Annotated in this window: 18 protein-coding genes; 10 read left to right on the forward strand and 8 right to left on the reverse strand. The window is 43.3% G+C overall.

What is annotated here, in order from left to right:
- Positions 1–107 precede the first annotated feature (107 nt).
- From N477_RS22585 to N477_RS22605, 5 genes are all read right to left on the reverse strand, one after another.
- Positions 108–785: a TIGR00153 family protein gene (locus tag N477_RS22585; RefSeq protein ID WP_063361505.1), complete on the reverse strand. Its 678-nt coding sequence runs from the start codon at positions 783–785 to the stop codon at positions 108–110.
- 131 nt (positions 786–916) lie between these two features.
- Entirely contained in the window at positions 917–1618 is a 702-nt protein-coding gene (gene phoU, locus N477_RS22590) for a phosphate signaling complex protein PhoU (protein ID WP_063361504.1), read from the reverse strand.
- A gap of 68 nt (positions 1619–1686) precedes the next feature.
- On the reverse strand, positions 1687–2514 hold the full coding sequence (gene pstB / locus N477_RS22595; protein WP_039608306.1) for a phosphate ABC transporter ATP-binding protein PstB: 828 nt from the start codon (positions 2512–2514) through the stop codon (positions 1687–1689).
- A gap of 29 nt (positions 2515–2543) precedes the next feature.
- Entirely contained in the window at positions 2544–4193 is a 1650-nt protein-coding gene (pstA, locus tag N477_RS22600; RefSeq protein WP_063361503.1) for a phosphate ABC transporter permease PstA, read from the reverse strand.
- A gap of 12 nt (positions 4194–4205) precedes the next feature.
- Positions 4206–6440, reverse strand: a complete 2235-nt coding sequence (locus N477_RS22605) for an ABC transporter permease subunit (protein WP_063361502.1) — start codon at positions 6438–6440, stop codon at positions 4206–4208.
- A 271-nt stretch (positions 6441–6711) separates the two neighbouring features.
- Between N477_RS22605 and N477_RS22610 the strand changes: the two genes are divergently transcribed.
- From N477_RS22610 to N477_RS22620, 3 genes are all read left to right on the forward strand, one after another.
- Positions 6712–7218, forward strand: a complete 507-nt coding sequence (locus tag N477_RS22610) for a glycine cleavage system protein R (protein ID WP_063361501.1) — start codon at positions 6712–6714, stop codon at positions 7216–7218.
- A gap of 168 nt (positions 7219–7386) precedes the next feature.
- Complete coding sequence (gene ppk1, locus N477_RS22615; protein ID WP_063361500.1) at positions 7387–9474, forward strand: polyphosphate kinase 1; 2088 nt, start codon at positions 7387–7389, stop codon at positions 9472–9474.
- Between the two features lies 1 nt (position 9475).
- Positions 9476–10963, forward strand: coding sequence for a hypothetical protein (locus N477_RS22620; protein WP_063361499.1), 1488 nt, complete (start codon positions 9476–9478; stop codon positions 10961–10963).
- Positions 10964–11012: 49 nt separating this feature from the next.
- On the opposite strand, the gene N477_RS22625 is transcribed toward N477_RS22620, so the two are convergent.
- A complete protein-coding gene (locus tag N477_RS22625) occupies positions 11013–12293 on the reverse strand; it encodes an EAL and HDOD domain-containing protein (RefSeq protein WP_063361498.1) in 1281 nt (426 codons plus the stop codon).
- Positions 12294–12410: 117 nt separating this feature from the next.
- Entirely contained in the window at positions 12411–13247 is an 837-nt protein-coding gene (locus tag N477_RS22630; protein ID WP_063361497.1) for a 23S rRNA (adenine(2030)-N(6))-methyltransferase RlmJ, read from the reverse strand.
- Positions 13248–13474: 227 nt separating this feature from the next.
- Here N477_RS22630 and N477_RS22635 point away from each other — a divergent pair, with 227 nt between their 5' ends.
- The 7 genes from N477_RS22635 to N477_RS22665 all read left to right on the forward strand — a co-directional run bounded on the left by N477_RS22635 (position 13475) and on the right by N477_RS22665 (position 18669).
- Positions 13475–13702, forward strand: a complete 228-nt coding sequence (locus N477_RS22635) for a hypothetical protein (RefSeq protein ID WP_063361545.1) — start codon at positions 13475–13477, stop codon at positions 13700–13702.
- Positions 13702–13989, forward strand: coding sequence for a cell division protein ZapA (locus N477_RS22640; RefSeq protein WP_063361496.1), 288 nt, complete (start codon positions 13702–13704; stop codon positions 13987–13989). Before N477_RS22635 ends, N477_RS22640 begins: the two co-directional genes overlap by 1 nt.
- 1 nt (position 13990) lies before the next feature.
- Complete coding sequence (locus N477_RS22645; protein WP_063361495.1) at positions 13991–14962, forward strand: hypothetical protein; 972 nt, start codon at positions 13991–13993, stop codon at positions 14960–14962.
- 90 nt (positions 14963–15052) lie between these two features.
- On the forward strand, positions 15053–16549 hold the full coding sequence (locus N477_RS22650; protein WP_063361494.1) for a transglycosylase SLT domain-containing protein: 1497 nt from the start codon (positions 15053–15055) through the stop codon (positions 16547–16549).
- Positions 16550–16597: 48 nt separating this feature from the next.
- Positions 16598–17092: an FKBP-type peptidyl-prolyl cis-trans isomerase gene (locus tag N477_RS22655; RefSeq protein ID WP_063361493.1), complete on the forward strand. Its 495-nt coding sequence runs from the start codon at positions 16598–16600 to the stop codon at positions 17090–17092.
- 9 nt (positions 17093–17101) lie between these two features.
- Complete coding sequence (locus N477_RS22660) at positions 17102–17830, forward strand: SDR family NAD(P)-dependent oxidoreductase (RefSeq protein WP_063361492.1); 729 nt, start codon at positions 17102–17104, stop codon at positions 17828–17830.
- Positions 17830–18669, forward strand: coding sequence for an amidohydrolase family protein (locus tag N477_RS22665; protein ID WP_063361491.1), 840 nt, complete (start codon positions 17830–17832; stop codon positions 18667–18669). Before N477_RS22660 ends, N477_RS22665 begins: the two co-directional genes overlap by 1 nt.
- On the opposite strand, the gene N477_RS22670 is transcribed toward N477_RS22665, so the two are convergent.
- Positions 18666–19448, reverse strand: coding sequence for a YggN family protein (locus N477_RS22670; protein WP_063361490.1), 783 nt, complete (start codon positions 19446–19448; stop codon positions 18666–18668). The genes N477_RS22665 and N477_RS22670 overlap by 4 nt on opposite strands.
- Between the last annotated feature and the right edge of the window lie 15 nt (positions 19449–19463).

Consider the following 19463-nt stretch of genomic DNA (forward strand, 5'->3'; position numbering starts at 1 on the left):
ATGAGAACACATATAAATAGTTATTAAACAAACACAACACCGCCGCTCTCTAGTCTAGGCTTTGAGAGTAACAACGGTGTACTTCTTTATAAACTATCGCTGATAAATCAGCGTGCTAACATTACCTCGAGGCGAGCACCAACACGCTCCGCGATATCGGCTAATTCCCCTACCCACTCGATGATCTTGTATAAAAACATCACATCTACCGGGTTAAGATCAGCTTCAACTTGACGAAGTTCTTGGCGAATTCTAATTTGCATGTCATCGGTATCTTGTTCAATGGCATCAAGCTCACTCAACATTTTCTCGACTAATACAACTTCACGGCCTCTGAAGCCTGTTTCTAACAGCTCATCCAGCTCGTTAATCGCTTTAGAGGCTTGTTTGGTTGCATCTACACAACGAGATAGGTATGCAACAAACTCTTTTTGAATCGATTCGGGGATCACCATTTCACGACCAACGACTCGACCAGCGATGTCTTTGGCTTTATTGGCAATTTTATCTTGATGGGTAATAAGTTCCAGTAAATCAGTCCGTTCAACTGGCATAAATAGGCCGCGAGGCAGCTGAAGACGTACTTCTCGCTTAAGCGAATCTGCTTCACGTTCTAGGTTACGAATATTAACGCGAAGTGCATCCGCTTCAGTCCACTCCCCTTTGAAGACATGTTCAAAGAACGGGATCAAGCTTTCACTGGCTTGATGCACTATCTTGATGTGCTCTTCAATCGGCTTTATAGGAGATTTTGCAAAGACTCCTAAAAACGCATTACTAGGCATAACTGACCCTTAAATCATAATTATATGCATGTGCAAAGGCCAAGTTTACAGCATTAACCGAAATTGTGAACGATTTTTATCGTGAACTTGGGATTAATCGTCCAATTTATTCCGACTAATCCCTTGTAAACCTATAAAGTCTTTTCGATATCTTCTTGAGAGGTATGGCGAATATCTTTACCGTTGACAAAATAAATGACATATTCAGCGATGTTTTGACAGCGATCGCCAATACGCTCAAGTGAACGTACCGACCAAACCAAGTCCATAATTTTTGGGATAGAACGCGGGTCTTCCATCATATAAGTCATAATTTGGCGGGTAAGCGCTTCATATTCTCTATCTACTTTGGCATCTTCTTTATGCACTTCAAATGCACGCTGTGCATCCATTCGAGCAAAAGAGTCCAGCACATCATGCAACATTTTAGATACTAGGCGACCCATGTTTTCTACATTTACCAGCAGGTGCTGCTGATCTTTGGTGAATGAATCAAGTGCAACTTTGGCGATACGTTCCGCTTCGTCACCAATACGCTCCAAGTCCGCAATCGTTTTAGCAATGGCGACAACTAATCTTAAGTCACTGGCTGCTGGCTGTCTTTTAGCAATAATACGCGTACACTCTTCATCAATGTTCACTTCCATTGCATTAACTTGATAGTCATTCTCACTCACTTTACGCGCTTTGTCCGCATTACTAGTGCTAACGGCATCCAGTGCAAGGTTAAGTTGCTGCTCAACCAGTCCGCCCATACTTAATACATGATTTCTTACGTTTTCTAGCTCTTCATTAAAGCGGCCAGAGATATGCTTATTAATATTATGTTCCATCTAAAACCCTACCTTTGATAACAACTCCAACAAGTTGCCCAGTATGTGGGCAACCACACTGTCATAAATTAACCGTAACGACCTGTGATGTAGTCTTCGGTCTTCTTCTTCGTTGGTGTTGTAAATAGTGTATTGGTATCTGAATACTCAATGAGCTCGCCCATATACATGAAAGCAGTTTGATCAGATACACGTGCAGCTTGTTGCATGTTATGCGTAACAATAACAACAGTATACTTATCTTTTAAATCATTGATGAGTTCTTCGATAACCAGTGTTGAAATCGGGTCTAGTGCCGAGGTTGGCTCGTCCAGTAGTAATACTTCAGGCTCAATAGCGATAGAGCGCGCAATCACAAGACGCTGCTGCTGACCACCAGAAAGACCAAATGCACTGTCATGTAAACGATCTTTCACTTCATCCCAAAGTGCCGCACCGCGCAATGAACGCTCTACAACTTCATCAAGTTTACGCTTGTCTTTAATACCTTGCAGGCGAAGGCCGTAAACGACATTTTCATAAATAGACTTAGGGAAAGGGTTTGGTCTTTGGAATACCATACCCACGTTGCGTCGCAGTGCTGCAACATCAACGCTTTTATCATAGATATTTTGCCCTTGAAGGTTAATTTCACCTTCAATGCGACATGTATCGACTAAGTCATTCATACGGTTGATACAACGCAATAACGTTGACTTACCACAACCTGATGGGCCGATAAACGCGGTTACTTGACCCTTTGGGATCAACATGTTGATTTTACTCAGAGCTTGCTTATCACCATAGTAAAGGTCAAGGTCTTTGATCTCTAAAGCGGTTTGCTCTGGGCTCAAGTTGGCAAGATCTAATTTCGTATTAGCATCTGCGTTATTTACTTGTGGCGCTACTGTAATCATAAAAGGATACCTATTTCAAATCTGTACTATTAGTGCTCTAGAGCTCTGAATTTTTCGCGTAAGTGGTTACGAATACCAATTGCTGTAATATTTAGCGCAATGATCACCGTAACAAGTAAGAAGGCTGTTGCATAGACCAATGGGCGTGCCGCCTCAACATTTGGACTTTGGAAACCAACATCATAGATATGGAAACCTAAGTGCATAAACTTACGATCTAAGTGAATATAAGGGAAGTTGCCGTCAAGTGGTAAGGTTGGTGCCATTTTTACCACGCCCACTAACATCAGAGGTGCAACCTCACCCGCTGCGCGCGCAACTGCTAAAATTAAACCGGTCATGATAGCTGGACTGGCCATTGGCACGATAATACGCCATAGCGTCTCCGCTTTTGTTGCTCCCAGTGCTAATGAACCATGACGAACTGAACTTGGAATACGTGACAAACCTTCCTCAGTTGACACAATTACAACAGGTAATGTCAAAATAGCCAGTGTCAGCGCTGACCAAATTACCCCTGGCGTACCAAATACTGGACTTGGCGCAGCTTCTGGGTAAAACAATTGGTCAAGAGAGCCACCAAGCATATATACAAAGAAACCTAAGCCAAATACACCGTAAACAATAGAGGGGACACCTGCCAAGTTAATCACGGCAATACGGATCATTTTAGTCACGGCGTTTTTCGCTGCATACTCGTGTAAGTAAATTGCTGCTACCACACCAAATGGCGTAACAATCACTGCCATCAACATCACCATGAAAACAGTACCGAAGATCGCTGGGAAGACACCGCCCTCGGTATTCGCTTCACGTGGGTCATCACTGATGAATTTACCCGTTTGTGAGAAGTAATGACCAACTTTAGCAAAGAAGCCCATATTGTTTGGGAACCACACATCCAGAACTTGATAAAGTGGTAAAGTCACTTCTTCGCCGCGCATATCACGTACGACGACATAGTCACGCTTTGCATCACCACGCAGTTCAAACAAACGCATTTCAAACACTTTGTAGTCTTCACGAAGCTGTGCACGCTGCGCTTCTAGGTCCGCTTTAATTTCTGCTGTTAATTCATTATCAAGCTGATAACCACGCTCCTTTAGGCGCAATCTTTCAAGCTCATAGTTAATATGGCCAATATCGCCATTTTGAAGATCTAATGCTTCTTCATTTAAATCTACGGCGCGCTCGACTAACTCTGCTAAACGCGCAACTGGGTTTTGCGAGACCACCTGACCATCTTCGATGACGCGAACGACATAACCATAAAAGTTACCGTTTTTACTACGTTCAAAAACCGCCATCTCTTCAGGCACTGATTGACTTTGAATATCCGTTGTTAAAATCCAACGAAAATCTAGCTCAACAAATTCACGGTTACCGGTTTTAACTAGAAGACGCTCTACATACTCGTCTTTATAATCCGATAAATCATACCCAGCAGCGACTAAGCGCTCTTTAGGCACCATTTCACGGTCGTAGATTTCACCGATAACTGTTTGCTTCGCAACAGAACCTTCAAGCTCAAACTGCACAACTTCTGTTGGCCAAAAGAAGCTCAACCCTTTCCACGCGATCATTGCCAATAGGCCAATCACCGAGATTAAACTGATGCTGACTGCACCACCTGTCATCCAGATCCACGGAGATCCTGACTTAAACCATTGTCTTACCATGTCATTACTCCATTACATCGAGCTGTATTTATCACGTAACTGCTGGCGAACAAATTCAGCAACCGTGTTAAAGATAAATGTAAAAATAAACAGTACAAAAGCGGCTAAGAATAGAATTCGGTAGTGAGAACTACCCACTTCTGACTCCGGCATTTCCACAGCAATGTTTGCGGCAAGCGTACGCATACCTTGGAAGATACTCCAATCCATAATTGGCGTATTACCCGTTGCCATCAGTACAATCATGGTCTCACCCACGGCACGACCTAAACCCATCATGACTGCTGAGAAAATACCAGGGCTCGCTGTCAATAGAACCACGCGAACCAATGTCTGCCACTGTGTTGCGCCCAATGCCAAGGAACCGTTTGATAAATGCTTTGGCACACTGAATACTGCGTCTTCAGCAATAGAGAAAATAGTTGGAATCACCGCAAAACCCATCGCAATACCCACAACCAAAGAGTTACGTTGGTCGAACGTGAGGCCTAATTCATTGGTTAGATACTGACGAACATTGCCGCCAAACATCCAAACTTCAATGCTGTCACTGATTGCAAAAGACAACCAACCGATGAAAAGCACAACAGGGATAAGTAATATTGAATGCCAGCCATCTGGCAGTAAGTGACGGATTTTCTTCGGCAATTTAGTCCAGCCAAATGCCGTCGCAAGGATAGAAATCGGCAACAATATCAACAATGCAACGATGGCCGGTAAATGCGCTTCAATCAATGGCGCTAACCAAAGGCCAGCTAAGAAACCCAAGATCACGGTTGGTAAAGCTTCCATGATCTCTACTGTAGGCTTGACCACTCGACGCAGCTCCGGCGACATGAAATAAGCGGTATAAATGGCTGCTGACAGCGCAATTGGTACTGCAAATAACATCGCATACATAGCCGCTTTGATCGTACCAAATGAGATTGGCACCAAGGAGAATTTAGACTCAAAGTCATCACTTGCTGAGGTTGACTGCCAAGTATATGCAGGCTCAGGGTAACCTTCGTACCACACTTCTTGCCACAGTGCGGACCAAGTTACTTCTGGGTGCTCATTGTGAAGCTCAACTACGCTCAAAGTCTTGTCAGATAACAACAACGCTGCATTGGAACGAGGTGATACTGCGAAATGCTCAATCGCCCCATCAGTGACTTTACCTTGCCAAAGGTGCGCTTCACTTGTTGTATAATAAAGCCCTAACTCACCAGTATTGGTCGTGGTAAAGAAAGTACGGCGATAAAACTCACTGAAGATATCGACTTGTGCACCTGCGATACTTTCAAATGCGCGGATCTTGGCAAACTGACGCCCGTCATCCGTATTGACTTCAAACCACTGCGATACTTCACCATTGTCATTACTGATCATCAATGAGTTGGCACCAGCCAATAAGCTCATATTAACCAGATTGGCGTTTTCTTCGTTCGCTGCAAGCAACTGAATCTGCTCTACCTCATCGGCAAAACGCGTATCAAATACGTAAATCTGGTTTGCCGAGCGAATTAATACACGGGTGGTGTCTGGCGATATCAACATTTCATCAATACGCCCTTCAATCGGCAATAAGCTGCGCTCAACCGCCCACTCTATTTCGCCAGAGAACATATTCTCCTCTGCACTAAACGAGGCAAAGATAACGCGCTTATCTTCAGTTTGCGCGATCACGGCGGTTTTATCTTCATAATGACTGAAAGCAAATTGCTTGATAGCTTGACCTTGCTCATCAACGACCAGCTGAACGCCATCTAGCGGATAACTCAAGCGCGGCTTCATCACACGCTCATTACCGGGGAATGAGATCAGAAAACTCGGTTTAACTAACTGGACTTGACCATTATCTAAGCCATAGGCATATATACCTAAAAAAGGTGCGCTCTGTGCAAAGCTGTTAACTTGCCCGTCTAACTCAACAGTTAGAGAGCTCAGCTGTTCACCAGACTTATCGCCTTTGATTTGATAAAAATCAACTTGCCCTGCACTATCAAGTAAGTAAGCAATTTCAGTTTGCTCTTCCATGCCTAATCCGTAATACGTTTTATTACTTTGAAGAGCTAATTCCGTGCGTTTAGTCACACTTGCCGATTCAAATATCGGCTGTACGACATAAAGTAAATAAAAGAAGATCAGAAGCAAAGCAACCAATACCATCACCCCACCCGAGGTAATGCCAAATTGGGCAAAGCGGTCTTTAAAGAGACGGCTTCTATCCGTTTTGAAGGACGGTTTTTGCGGATTGGAAGTCATCAAAACACCTTTTTATTATCAAGTTGCGGCGCATTATATTTCATCAAGATGACAGTTATGTTACATCAGCCATGATGAATTTGTTCCTTTTTTTAACTTTTATTACGCCCACGCAAATCCTCTTTTGAATGCATTGCGTTTTCATTTGCATTTGTTTACAAAGCAAGCTGTATCTGATTGGAAATATCTCTGACTTTTACTAGCCTTAAAGGGCGATTAATCGCTTTTCCACCACCGCCATAAAGGCATTTAATAATAAGAGACATGTGATATGAAGCAGTTAGTATTAACACTTATAGGTAAGGACCGACCTGGTCTCGTAGAAGAAATATCTGCCACAATTTTACAGCACCATGGTAACTGGGCAACCAGTAACTTAAGCCATTTAGCTGGTCAATTCGCAGGTATCGTACTCGTAGAAGTTGCAGAAGAGCATTTACAAGCATTACAAGATGCACTTCATACATTACCAGAGCTTGAGGTCCGCATTGAACACGGCGTGCACAGCAAGCCTGAAACTCAAATAGAAAAACTCAACTTGGTTATCACGGGCAATGATCGTCCAGGCATTATCCAAGAGCTTTCTACCGTCATTCGTCACAAAGGCGCAAACATTACGCACCTGAATTCTAGACAGCAAAGCGCACCTAACTGGGGGCTACCAATTTTCAGTGCATTTGCCACTGTCAGCCTACCTCCAGGTATGGATAAAGAGCATGTTGTGGACGCTTTAGAAGCCATCACCAGTGACCTCATTGTGGATGTTGAACCCGACTAATTTTTGATTTTAAACATACCAACAAATCAAATATATTCTACACTCATATGGCAGACAGGTTTGACCACTGCCATATCTTCTCTTCTTTGCTCGGTTGTACCCGCTGTCATATAAGTGTCACATTCTGGACATACTCTAGAATAAGCTATCGTTACTATGGAATGTAAAATGCACGCACTATCTAGCGACCCCAAAGCAATCAGCTTTTTTGCAAAAGAGCTTAGCTGGCTGTCATTCAATGAGCGAGTCTTGCAAGAGGCCAAAGATAAAAACAACCCCATCATTGAACGCATCCGTTTTTTAGGGATCTTTTCAAATAACCTTGATGAGTTTTTTCGCGTGCGTGTTGCCGATGTGAAACGCCGTATCCTGCTGAGTAACTTACCTGATGCCCACTTCGAAGAAAACGAAGCGCTGCTCAATCAAATACAAAAAAAAGTACTCTCTTTAGGGAAAAAGTTTAATCATATCCATAAGCAAATATTCAATGATTTGAATGCCCATAACATTCATGTCAAGCAGCCTGAAGCGCTCTCAGAATTCCACAAGCAGTGGCTTCGAGATTATTTTAATGATCAGGTTTTACAGCACCTCTCGCCAATTTTACTGACTGAAAATAGAGATTACTCAGACTTAATCAACGATACCATGACCTACTTATTTGTAGAAATGCGTAACGACAACGACAAACATCATCATGCCTTACTAGAGTTGCCAACAGATAGGTTAGATCGCTTTGTGATCTTACCTCCAGAAAAAACCCGCAGACAAAAAACCCTGATGTTGCTTGATGATGTCGTCAGGCATCATTTACGTGAGGTGTTTAGTAACTTTTTATCGTTTGATCACATCGAGGGGTACGAAATAAAGCTCACTCGCGACGCCGAGTACAACTTAGACGATGAATTAGAAGAAGGTCTGCTGGACAAAATGTCGAAAGGACTCAAACAGCGCTTATATGCGGAGCCTGTTCGTCTTACCTATGACGAAGCCATGCCGGACTCCATCATGAAAGTGATGAAAAAACGTTTGGGCGTAACACATCAAGACGCACTTATTCCTGGAGGCAGCTATCGTAACTTTAGAGATTTTATCGCCTTCCCCAATGTCGGTAGAGGATATTTAGAAAACAAGCCTTTACCGCCCTTAAAAAGCAGCGCATTTGATAAACATGACAGCGCTTTCAAAGCAATTTCTGATCAAGATATATTGCTTTATTATCCGTACCACACTTTCAATCATATGCTGGAGTATGTTCGCCAAGCCGCATTTGATCCCAAAGTCACTCAGATTAAGATCAATATTTACCGAGTAGCCAGTCGTTCTCAGCTAATCGCATCACTTATCAACGCTGCGAAAAATGGCAAAAAAGTCACTGTGATGGTTGAACTCAAAGCACGCTTTGACGAGCAAAACAACATTGAGTGGGCGAAAATGCTCAGCGAGTATGGCATCAAAGTGATGGTCGGGTTACCGGCCCTTAAAGTGCATAGTAAGCTGTGTGTGATCCACCGCAAAGAAAAGGGGCAAATTGTCAAATATGCGCACATAGGCACAGGCAATTTCCACGAAAAAACAGCGCGGATCTATACTGATTTCAGCTTGTTTACAAAGCACCCCGATATCTGCAATGAATGCGATGATGTCTTTAAGTTCATCGAAACGAGCTATCGCCCATTTACCTTCAAGCATCTCATGATCTCGCCGCTCAATGCGCGGGAAAAAATATATTCGCTCATAGATCAAGAAGTCAAAAATGTACGTGAAGGCAAGGTCGCACGTATCACCGTTAAGGTAAATAATCTGGTCGATAAAGAGCTAATTGAAAAGCTTTACAGTGCGGCAATGGAAGGCGTTAAAATCCGCATGATCATTCGCGGTATGTGTGCTCTGGTTCCCGGCCTTGCAGGGTTCAGTGACAACATTCGCGTGATCAGCATTGTCGATAGATTCTTAGAACACCCGCGAGTCATGGTATTTGAAAATGACGGTAATCCACAGGTGTATATTTCATCAGCAGATTGGATGACCCGTAATCTAGATCATCGCGTTGAAGTCGGCGTGCCCATCTATGATGAATCGTTGAAACAGTTGATCATTGACACGTTAGAGCTACAATTTCGAGACCGTGTAAAAGCGCGATTAATTGATAGTGAGCAAAAAAATAACTATGTGAATCGCGGTAATAAAAAGAAGATCCGCTCACAAATCGCCATCTATGATCACATTAAAAAATGGGAAAGCAGTAGGACTTAATATGACAACATACCCTTCTTTTGCAGCCGTTGATTTAGGCTCAAACAGTTTTCATTTAGTGGTTGCAAGGGAGGTAGATGGTCGATTACAAATACTGCACAAAGAAAAGCAACGAGTTTATTTGGCGGCGGGGCTCGATCAAGATAACCATCTTGATGATGACGCCATTGAACGGGCGCTGCATGTACTTGCCCAATTTGCGGCGACACTCAAAGGCTATGAAAAAAAGCACGTCGAAGTCGCTGCAACATATACTCTCAGAAAATGTCAAAATTTGCGTCACTTCTTAAAGCAAGCTAAACAGGTTTTTCCTTATAAAATCAACGTGATTTCTGGTCAAGAAGAAGCCAGGTTGATATACCAAGGCGTTGCGAATTATATACATGATGACGGCAATCGACTGGTGATTGATATCGGCGGTGGCAGTACAGAAATGATCATCGGCAAACACCATCACCATAAGCTGCTTACCAGCCGAGATATTGGCTGTGTCACCATGAGCAAACGCTACTTTGATGATGGTAAAGTGACAGAAAAACGGTTTCAAAAAGCGACGATTGAAGCTGAGCAAAATATTGAAGCCATCACCGCAAGCTATCAAAAAGAAGGCTGGCAAACTTGCCTTGGCACATCGGGAACCATTAAAACCTTAGTCGCAATCAATGAAGAATTATTTGCCAGTAAAACACTCACGCTGTCCACGTTATTGCAGATCCAAGCCCATTTTATTGCTGCACAAAAGTTAGAACACATAGACCTAAAATCACTGCCACCGGAGAGAAAGTCCAGCATTGCTGGTGGACTAGCTGTACTGATTGGTGCGTTTAATCAGCTTAATATGACCGAAATGGCATATTGTGACCACTCGTTACGAGAAGGCTTGTTGCATGAACTGGCGCAAAACGATGAGTTTGATATTCGTGCCCGCACCATAGCGTCATTTGCAGATCAGTATGCTGTCGATACCGAACATGCCGCCAATATATGCCAAACCGTTAAGCGGCTGTTTAATGCGGCAAAAGCACCTTGGCAACTAGAAAACCTAGACCTAGAAATACTGCGCTGGGCCGTGCAATTGCATGAAGTGGGTATCGCGATTAACTCCTCAGGCATACACAAACACAGTGCTTATGTTGTCAGCCATAGTCAGTTACCTGGCTTTACCCAAGAGCAACAAACACTACTTGGCGCGCTGATCCGTTTTCATCGCAAAAAGATCAAAACAGTCGACCTCACAGCCCTAATAGACATTGAATCACAGCCACAATTTGCTAAATTACTCACACTATTGCGCTTAGCAATTTTGTTCCACCAAAAGCGACAAAAAAGCCTTGTGCCCGAATATACCATGGTGGTGACCAACCAAACCGTTGAACTGATGTTTGAGCAAACTTGGTTTGAGCAGCATTCATTGTTTGCTGCAGATCTAGAACAAGAGCAAACCTACTGGAAAAACTTAGTATTATCTCTCAAGATCGCAACATATTGAGTGTATGTGAGCAAGCAACGCCATATGTCACAACAATGAAAAGGTGGTGCTAGTCGTCGAAGTCATCCCGTGCCACCGCAAACATTTCATCTCCATAGGCTCGGCTTTGGATGATCAAATCAAATAGCACCTGTATTTCGGAAGCTGGGCGAATGGCATTCAAAATCAGTTCGGCCTCAGTTAAGTTGTTGCGTTCTACCTCTATCGCCAGACGCAGGGCGCCGCCAATTAAGCCTTTGTAACTTAACAATGCGCTACTTAAATCGGGGTCAAGTGAGAACTCATCGACCACCACAGAAAGCTCAACATCCAAGATGGCATCTAGGACCGACATTAACCCGATTAAATAACCTTGCTCTGCCATTTCCTCGCCACCAGGAGCTAAAAATAGCTCTAAAAATTTGGCTCGATTGAGCCCTAGTTTAGTTAACTCTGTCGGCTTATCAGCCCCAAGTTCACTCAGCGCCAGCACTTTAACAAATTGACGGATCGCGTCTTCACCCAAATACACCACTGCTTGTGAAATAGAGCGGATCTCTATGCGATCTTCACCCGCTTTAGCATTGGCTAGCCTGAGAACCCGCGCAGTCAAACTTAAATCCTTTGACACCCGTGCTTGCACTTCCTTAAAGCAAAGCGATTTCTTTGCCGTACAGCGCAGTAAATCGAAGACAGCAAGTTTTGAGGGCTCTACATTGCCATGATTAAGCATCTCAGGTCTTGCAAAGAAAAAGCCCTGAAAATAGTCCGCCCCCGCAGCACGAATGAAATTATACTCTTCTTGAGTTTCTATGCGCTCGACAACGATTTGTAAGTGCGGATACTGGCGTTTAAGCTTTTTCACCATCATCGTCGTTTTGATTATGGGTCGCTCTACTTCTAGTTTGACGAAGTCAACCAGCTCTAACAATGGCTGCCATCTAGAGTCACCGTCATAATCATCCAATGCAAATCGATATCCAACTTTTTGCAGCTTATTAACTGTTGCGGTCAGACTTTCAATGTCTTGTGAGCGCTCAACAATTTCAACCACTAACCCCTGCGGGCTTAATAGTTTGGGAAGTTCTTGAATAAGTGTTTCATCTGAAAAGTTTACAAATGCCAGTGCACCAGCGGCCAATCTGTCGAGACCAATAAAAAGCAGTGAATTAAAGAACAAACGCCCGGTTGCCAAACCATCACTTACCCCACTTGGGAACACATTATTGTGTGAGTCACGATATAGCAACTCATAGGCATGTACTTGCAGTTCGCTATTAAAGATAGCTTGGCGGGCGATATACTGAACGGCGCTTTTTTTGACCTTGGCAGTTTCACTACTCATTAACATCCTTCACTCTTGCACGCATTACTGGCATCCATAGCTTCAGCATATGAGAACTTCGCCAGCGGAGCAAATAAAATCCAACCTGAACTTAACGAAGATCAGGTTGATGTCTAGATTTGATTATTCAGCAACAAGCTCAATACTGCGGAAAAAGCCATCTTCAGCGGCGAGCTCTTTGACCAGCTCTGGTAAAACAGCATCCATGATGTTTTTCAGCACGTACGGTGGGTTGATCACTATCATGCCTGACGCTGTCATACCACGCTCCTCAGTATCCGCTGAGGTCGCTAATTCAAATAATTGAATATTGCGCACACCAGACGCGATTAATTCAGCTTCCATTTGGTCAATGCGTGCTCTATCAACAACAGGATACCAAATCATATAGGTACCGGAAGTAAAGCTTTTATGCGCTTTTAAAATTGTTTTTACCGCTTTTTGATAATCAGTTTTAATTTCGTAAGGCGGATCCATCAGCACCACAGCTCGACGAGATAAAGGCGGCACTAATCCAAGTAATCCCTTGAAGCCATCTTCACCTTTTACTCTTAAAGAGCGCTTATGTGCCGTGTTTTTTTGCAGTAACGGTAAATCTTGCGGGTGCAATTCAAAGAACCAACCTTTATCTTGCTTACGCAAATATTGTTCAGCTACCTTTGGCGAGCCTGGATAGAAAGCCAATTTTTTATCATTAAACCCTTTCACCATCTCGATGTAACGCATGATCGCGTCGTTGTCACCAGCATATTGCATAAGGCGACCGATACCGTCTTCAAATTCTTGCGTCTTTTGTGCATCACTCGACGCCAGCTCAAACAGCCCTGCTCCCGAATGCGTATCTATATAGTCGAACGGCTTATCTTTACGCGTCATGTAGGACAGCACCTCTGCTAAAACTAAGTGCTTGATAACGTCCGCTGGATTACCAGCATGGAAAGAATGTCTATAACTGAGCATATTGGCCCTTATTCGCTGACTATAGTGACTTTTTGCGAATTCGTCTCAATTCAAAACGGCCAAAATCCGACCGCTTTAATGAATAACAAATGAACAAAATAAGAAGTTATCAGAATTATCTCTTAAAACGGCGCAAAAATCAGTATAAAGCTGCGCAAATACTGGTAATAAAGCCCACTTTGCTTTACATTTGCATGACAAAACACAGTGATAAGAGCGCATTTAAAATGAACGATATTCTTCCACAACTCGAACAACTGATCGATCAGCTAATTGGTAAAAATGAGCAGCTAGAGCAGCAAATTGTTCAACTTAAAGAGCAAAATGGTAAATTAGTTGACGAAAATGAAACTTTACAGCTTGAACTTCTAGAACGTGAAGAAAAGCAAAAAGAGACAAGTACAACACTAAGCAGCTTGCTTGATAAACTGCAGAGCGCTCATCAGGCGAGCTAATGACAGATAAAGTAAGCCAGGTGGCGGTTACCTTACTCGGTAAAAGCCACCAGTTTTCATGTGCTGAAGGACAAGAACAGGCCCTCATAAATGCAGTTGAGTTGCTCAATTCTCGTGTTGATGAAATGAAGCGCAGAGATACGGTTCGCACTGACCAAAATGCTTTACTCATGGCCGCTTTACATTTATGTCATGATTTCCAAGCATTAGAGCAGGACCACCAAGTTGCGACGACTAAAGGGGAGCAGCTCATTGCACGTATTAGCGAACACCTTGAGGCTAAATAGCATGTCCATTCGGCTCGCTGTTGGCCTTTTTCTCTTAAGTTTACTCTCCCCACTCACTCACGCTGCGAATTGGCACACAGTAGATCAACACACGACGATTATTGAACCAGTAAAAGAAGCCCGTTACCTTCTGCCTAACCAAGTACTTATCCAAGGACAAAAATGTGCAGCACTGATTGATAGCCATGGTGACTTTGTTGCTCTGGAATTATTAATTGCACAAATACGTTCTAAATTAACCGTCCCTCTTTGCTATATTGTGGTCACAAACTTAGACCCCAAACAATTGTCTGGCATAATGCTATTAAAAAGTGCATTTCCAGAATCGACGATTTATGCCGCTAAAGATACCTCATCGAGTGTGCGCCCATTAAGTCACATTATTAAAGACGAGGTAACGCAAAAATTAACTGGATTTCAGCAAAGCGTTTTACTCAGCGAACAACGCATTGCCAAAGCGCCCGAGTCAGATCAGCTCATGTGGAGCGCTAAACTACAACAAGCCAAACAACGCCTATCTCGTTGGCAATCAATGCCTATTCCAAACATTGAGCAAATAACCAAAGTGACGTCAATCGACCTAGGTAAGTACCCGCTCTTATTAAGCCCGGCCCAAGGTTTTAAAGGACCTGCACTTCAAGTGTACAACCAAAGTAACCAAGCACTATTTGGCGGACACACAGTGAATCTCTTGCCCTATGTTGCACAAACCAACAGCTCAATGTGGCAGCAAACTTTATATACCCTTGAAAAAGATTCGCAAATTAAATGGATACTTCCAGGCTTTGGCAAACCCTACAAGCGAGCGCAACTGCATTTGCCTTTGCGCTTTTTATCATTATTAAATGCCCCAGATAAGCAATTGCAGATTGCAAGATTGCGTCAAGACTATCTGCAAAATGGCATCTCAGCCGAGCAGTTTGATGCATACTTTGAGCAAGCTGAAAAACAAAAAAAGCACGCTAGCTTTTGAACAAATAACCATCAGAAGGTATAGTAGCTAACATGAACTACGCTAATTCGCCTGTCGATAGCCAATAGTGTTGCCCAGTACTAAGCGCCTATGAATCGTAAAAAATTTTATGCCATCTTTTGTTGTTGTATTGCCTTTTTAAGCACCTTAGGATGTAAGCAAACACCCACTCAAAGTGCAGATCTTCAAGATGTACTTAAGGACTTACTAACACAAAAAGAACCCACACCAGCCCCCCAGGCTGTGACAATCCCAATACAACCAGGGCCCGAGCCAAAGCCCTATAAAACATCTGATATATGGGAACATATTGCCCATAATTTGCGCTTTGAGCAAACGCCGCATTCACGTGTAAAAACACGAGTAGATTGGTATTTATCACAACCCGAATACTTACTCACAGTCAATCAACGCTCCTCTGCTTACTTGTACCATATCGTCAAAAAAATAGAGCAGCGCGGCTTGCCCCTAGACTTAGCTCTGTTGCCTTTTGTAGAAAGCGATTTTCGCCCTCATGCCGTGTCAAAGCAAAGTGCAGTGGGTGTATGGCAGCTAGTAGATGCAACCGCTTATCATTTTGGCTTGCAAAGCAACGACTGGTACGATGGCAGGCGCGATGTATTGGCATCCACTGATGCCGCACTCTCCTACCTGTCATATTTGCATAAGACCTTTAATGGTGACTGGCTTCATGCCATAGCAGCCTACAATACAGGTGAAGGACGTGTAAAAGCAGCGATAAAGCGCAACAAAAAGGCAGGTAAAAGTACACACTATTGGCACCTTAAGCTACCAAAAGAAACCGCCGATTATATTCCTAAATTACTGGCATTAAGTTATCTACTCAAGCATCCTGAAACAGGGTTTAAACGGCCAGCACTTGCCAACCAAGCCACAACAACCATATTAGATGTTGGACAAGCTTTTAACTTTGGCGTTTTAGCACAGCTACTCGATATCGATAAGCAACAGTTGCACAATCTCAACACTGGCTATTTAAGACATCAAAGTCCAGAGCAAGGCCCGTATAAATTATTAGTACCACTCACTGAGCAAGCATTAATGCAAAGCCCATTTTATCGCGAGCAGTTTAGTCGTAGTTATCAGGTCAAGCTCAATGACACCCTCTATGGTATCGCGCGTCAATTTGGTACCTCAGTGAAGAAAATCAAACAGCTTAATAATAAGCAAAATAACCTGATCCGAGTTGGTGAAAAGCTTTTGATAAATCAAGCTAATATCAATAGAGCATTAACCGTAGACTATCAGATCAGCCCCTATTTGGAGCAGCAGGCCACGCCAAAGCTAGCCACGATTGAACACCATCACACAATCGTCTCTGGTGATTCCTTATGGGATTTAAGCCAGCACTATCAAGTGCCTGTAAAAGACTTACTGGATTGGAATAATCTACAATCGGCCAGTATTTTATCTCCCGGCAAAGTATTGATTTTACATCTCCCCACAACAAAACAAACACAACCTAATGAACAGCAGAACGTCCCCAGTTACCTAGATGTGCTAGAGGGGGCGACTCAACTTAAAGAGGCACCAAGTACTACCGAACCAAACTTGCCCCTAGACTAGGCCCTGACGTAGAATAGAAGGCCACATTCAAGAGACAGAAGAATACATATGCAAATTACAAAAGACACAGCGGTTGAGTTCCATTACACGCTAACTGAAGGTTCAGAGCAAATTGAAACCAGCACAAATGGCGAACCGCTGAGCTACTTGCATGGTCAAGAAGGCATGCTTCCGGGCTTAGAAGCCGCCTTAGATGGCAAAACTGCTGGGGACAAATTTTCAGTGACATTAGAGCCAAAAGACAGCTATGGTGAATACCAAGAAGGTCTAGTGCAACGTATTCCAATCAAACATTTGCAAGGCCTAGGAAACAACAAAGTTTGGAAACCAGGTATGAGTGCGATTGTTGACTCTAACCAAGGTCGTCATCAAGTGACCATCGTAAAAGTAGGCCGCTTTAATGCAGATTGTGATTTAAACCACCCATTCGCAGGTAAAACACTGACTTTTGACGTGGAAGTTATCAATGTAAGAGCCGCTACAGCAGAAGAGCTGTCTCATGGCCATGTGCATGGTGCTGGCGGCTGCGGTCACGACCACTAAGGATCAATTATGCAACCTGTTGCCATCATCACTGGTGGCAGCTTTGGCATTGGTAAAGCCATTGTTGAAAAGCTGCTAAACCAAAATTATCGTGTTTTTAACCTCGACATCGCCCACAGCGACCTTGGTGAGTACCGTCACTGTGATGTCAGCCAAGTTGACCAAGTCAAAGAGACAATAACGACTATCGTAGCAGAAACAGGACGTGTAGACGCCTTGGTTTCAAATGCAGGAAAGCACCTTAGTGCGACTATCGAGCACACCGATGAAGCAACTTTGGATGCTTTGTTCTCACTCAATGTTAAAGGGGCTTACGCCGCGATACAGGCAGTGTTGCCTGTCATGAAAAAGCAAAATGACGGTAAAATTGTGCTGATATCATCAGATCAGGCGCATATAGGGAAACCCAACTCTTTTGCTTACAATCTTACAAAACACGCCCTCGCTTCTATGGCGAAAACCACAGCTTTAGACTACGCACAGTACAACATACGCGCCAATGCTGTATGTCCAGGCACCATAGAAACACCTCTGTTTCACAATGCCATTGATAAGTATTGTGCAAAAAGTGGGGCTGACAAAACTGAGATAGTCGCTGAAGAAGCGGCCCTACAGCCTTTAGGTAGACTAGGACAGCCTAATGAAGTCGCTGCACTCGTGGCTTTTTTACTCAGTAACGATGCCGCGTTTATTACAGGCAGCTTGCAAACAATTGACGGTGGTTACACGGCACGCTAATGAAGATTATCGACCCACATTTGCACTTTTTCGATCTTGAAAAGGGAGATTATCACTGGTTGAAACACAATCCACCAGCTTGGCCTAACTTAGACTTGATCCAGCAAAACCATTTGCCAGCGGCTATACAGGATGTTGCATCATTTAAGGTCGCCGCCTGCGTGCATGTGGAAGCTGGGTTCGATAATAATCATCCAATAAATGAGCTACATTGGCTGGCCGATATTGTGCCACCTCTTCCCTACAAAGCCGTCGCTTATGCCCAAATAGATAGCTCGCCTAAACAGTTTCGTGCCGCATTGGAACAACTTCAACATCCAAGCTTAATTGCAATTAGAGACATCACTGAAGGCGATGATGCTCAGCGACTACTGTGCGAAAATACAAAGCAAAACCTCCTCTATTTAGCGGATCTAAACATACACTTTGAAGCACAATTTGAAGTACATAACACTGCGATAAGCCGCCATATATATGAAATTTATAAAGAGCGACAAGCAGCTACTTTAGTGATCAACCATGCTGGTTTCATGATGGAGGGCTGTGAGTGGCAAGAGAGTATTGAGTTGTTATCTCAAATAAAAAACTGCTTTATTAAGTTTTCAGGACATGAGTTGTTAGAGACACCGTTGAGCGCGCAGGATCAGCTCAGTGAGCTATTAACTTATTTTGGACCCGAGCGTATCATGCTTGCATCCAATCACCCTGTTTGCCTAATAAAACGTGACTATCAAGCCCAGTGGCAACAATATTATGAATTGGTTCAGCATCTAGATGGCAGTGTATGGCAGCAACTTAGCTTTGAAAACGCTAAGCGAGTCTATCAACTGACGGTTTAAGAGCGGATCTGTACCAGATCGAACGCGGCCAAGCTGGGTACAATCACTTGTAGGCGCTTTTCTGTCTCATCTAGTGTGTTGAGGCATTCACAGTACTCATTGGCTTTCACTTCAAGTTGCGCTGCTTTTTGTTGTAAAGACTTATCTATCTCTTTAGAGATGATCTCCATTCGCTGACCCATATCAGAAAAACGGCTTTCGATATTCCCTTCTCTAGATTTGAATGCGTCGCCAACTGAAACGAGAATTGCCCCGAGAGAGCCGTGCACTGCAGAGTGAATTTTACCACTGATCTCTTTGGTGAAAAAATCATCTATCTTTGAGAGGGATTGAGGTGCTATATAGTAAAAATCTTCACCGCGCTTAAACTTATCCATTAAAGCACGCTCCACATATTGCAGCTGTGTTTTAAGCACTTCAGGGTTGTTATCAGACATGCCTTCTACGACTTGCTCGATTGCACTTAATCCTAAATTCACACCATCAGTTGCCAAATTAACTAACTCCGGTACCGTATCACGGATCCCTTTCGCATACTCTTGAAGCACTTGTGTTTCTTGCTCATTGAGCTCAACCCACATACCACGTACAAGCAACTGATTATCATTATTAATTTGTACGCGAGTTTGACCGTTATCTAGTATTCGGATCACAGAGTCTGTGATAATTAAACCGTGCCCTAACTCAACATCACATTTGTCATCGGCCTGAGTAACCAGAGATGTCCCCAGCAATAATGAGAAAAAAACAGATTTAGCGCTAGCTATAGATAACTTCATACTACCCCCATACGT

This window comes from Pseudoalteromonas luteoviolacea H33-S (assembly GCF_001625695.1).
Classification (GTDB): Bacteria; Pseudomonadota; Gammaproteobacteria; order Enterobacterales; family Alteromonadaceae; genus Pseudoalteromonas; species Pseudoalteromonas luteoviolacea_B.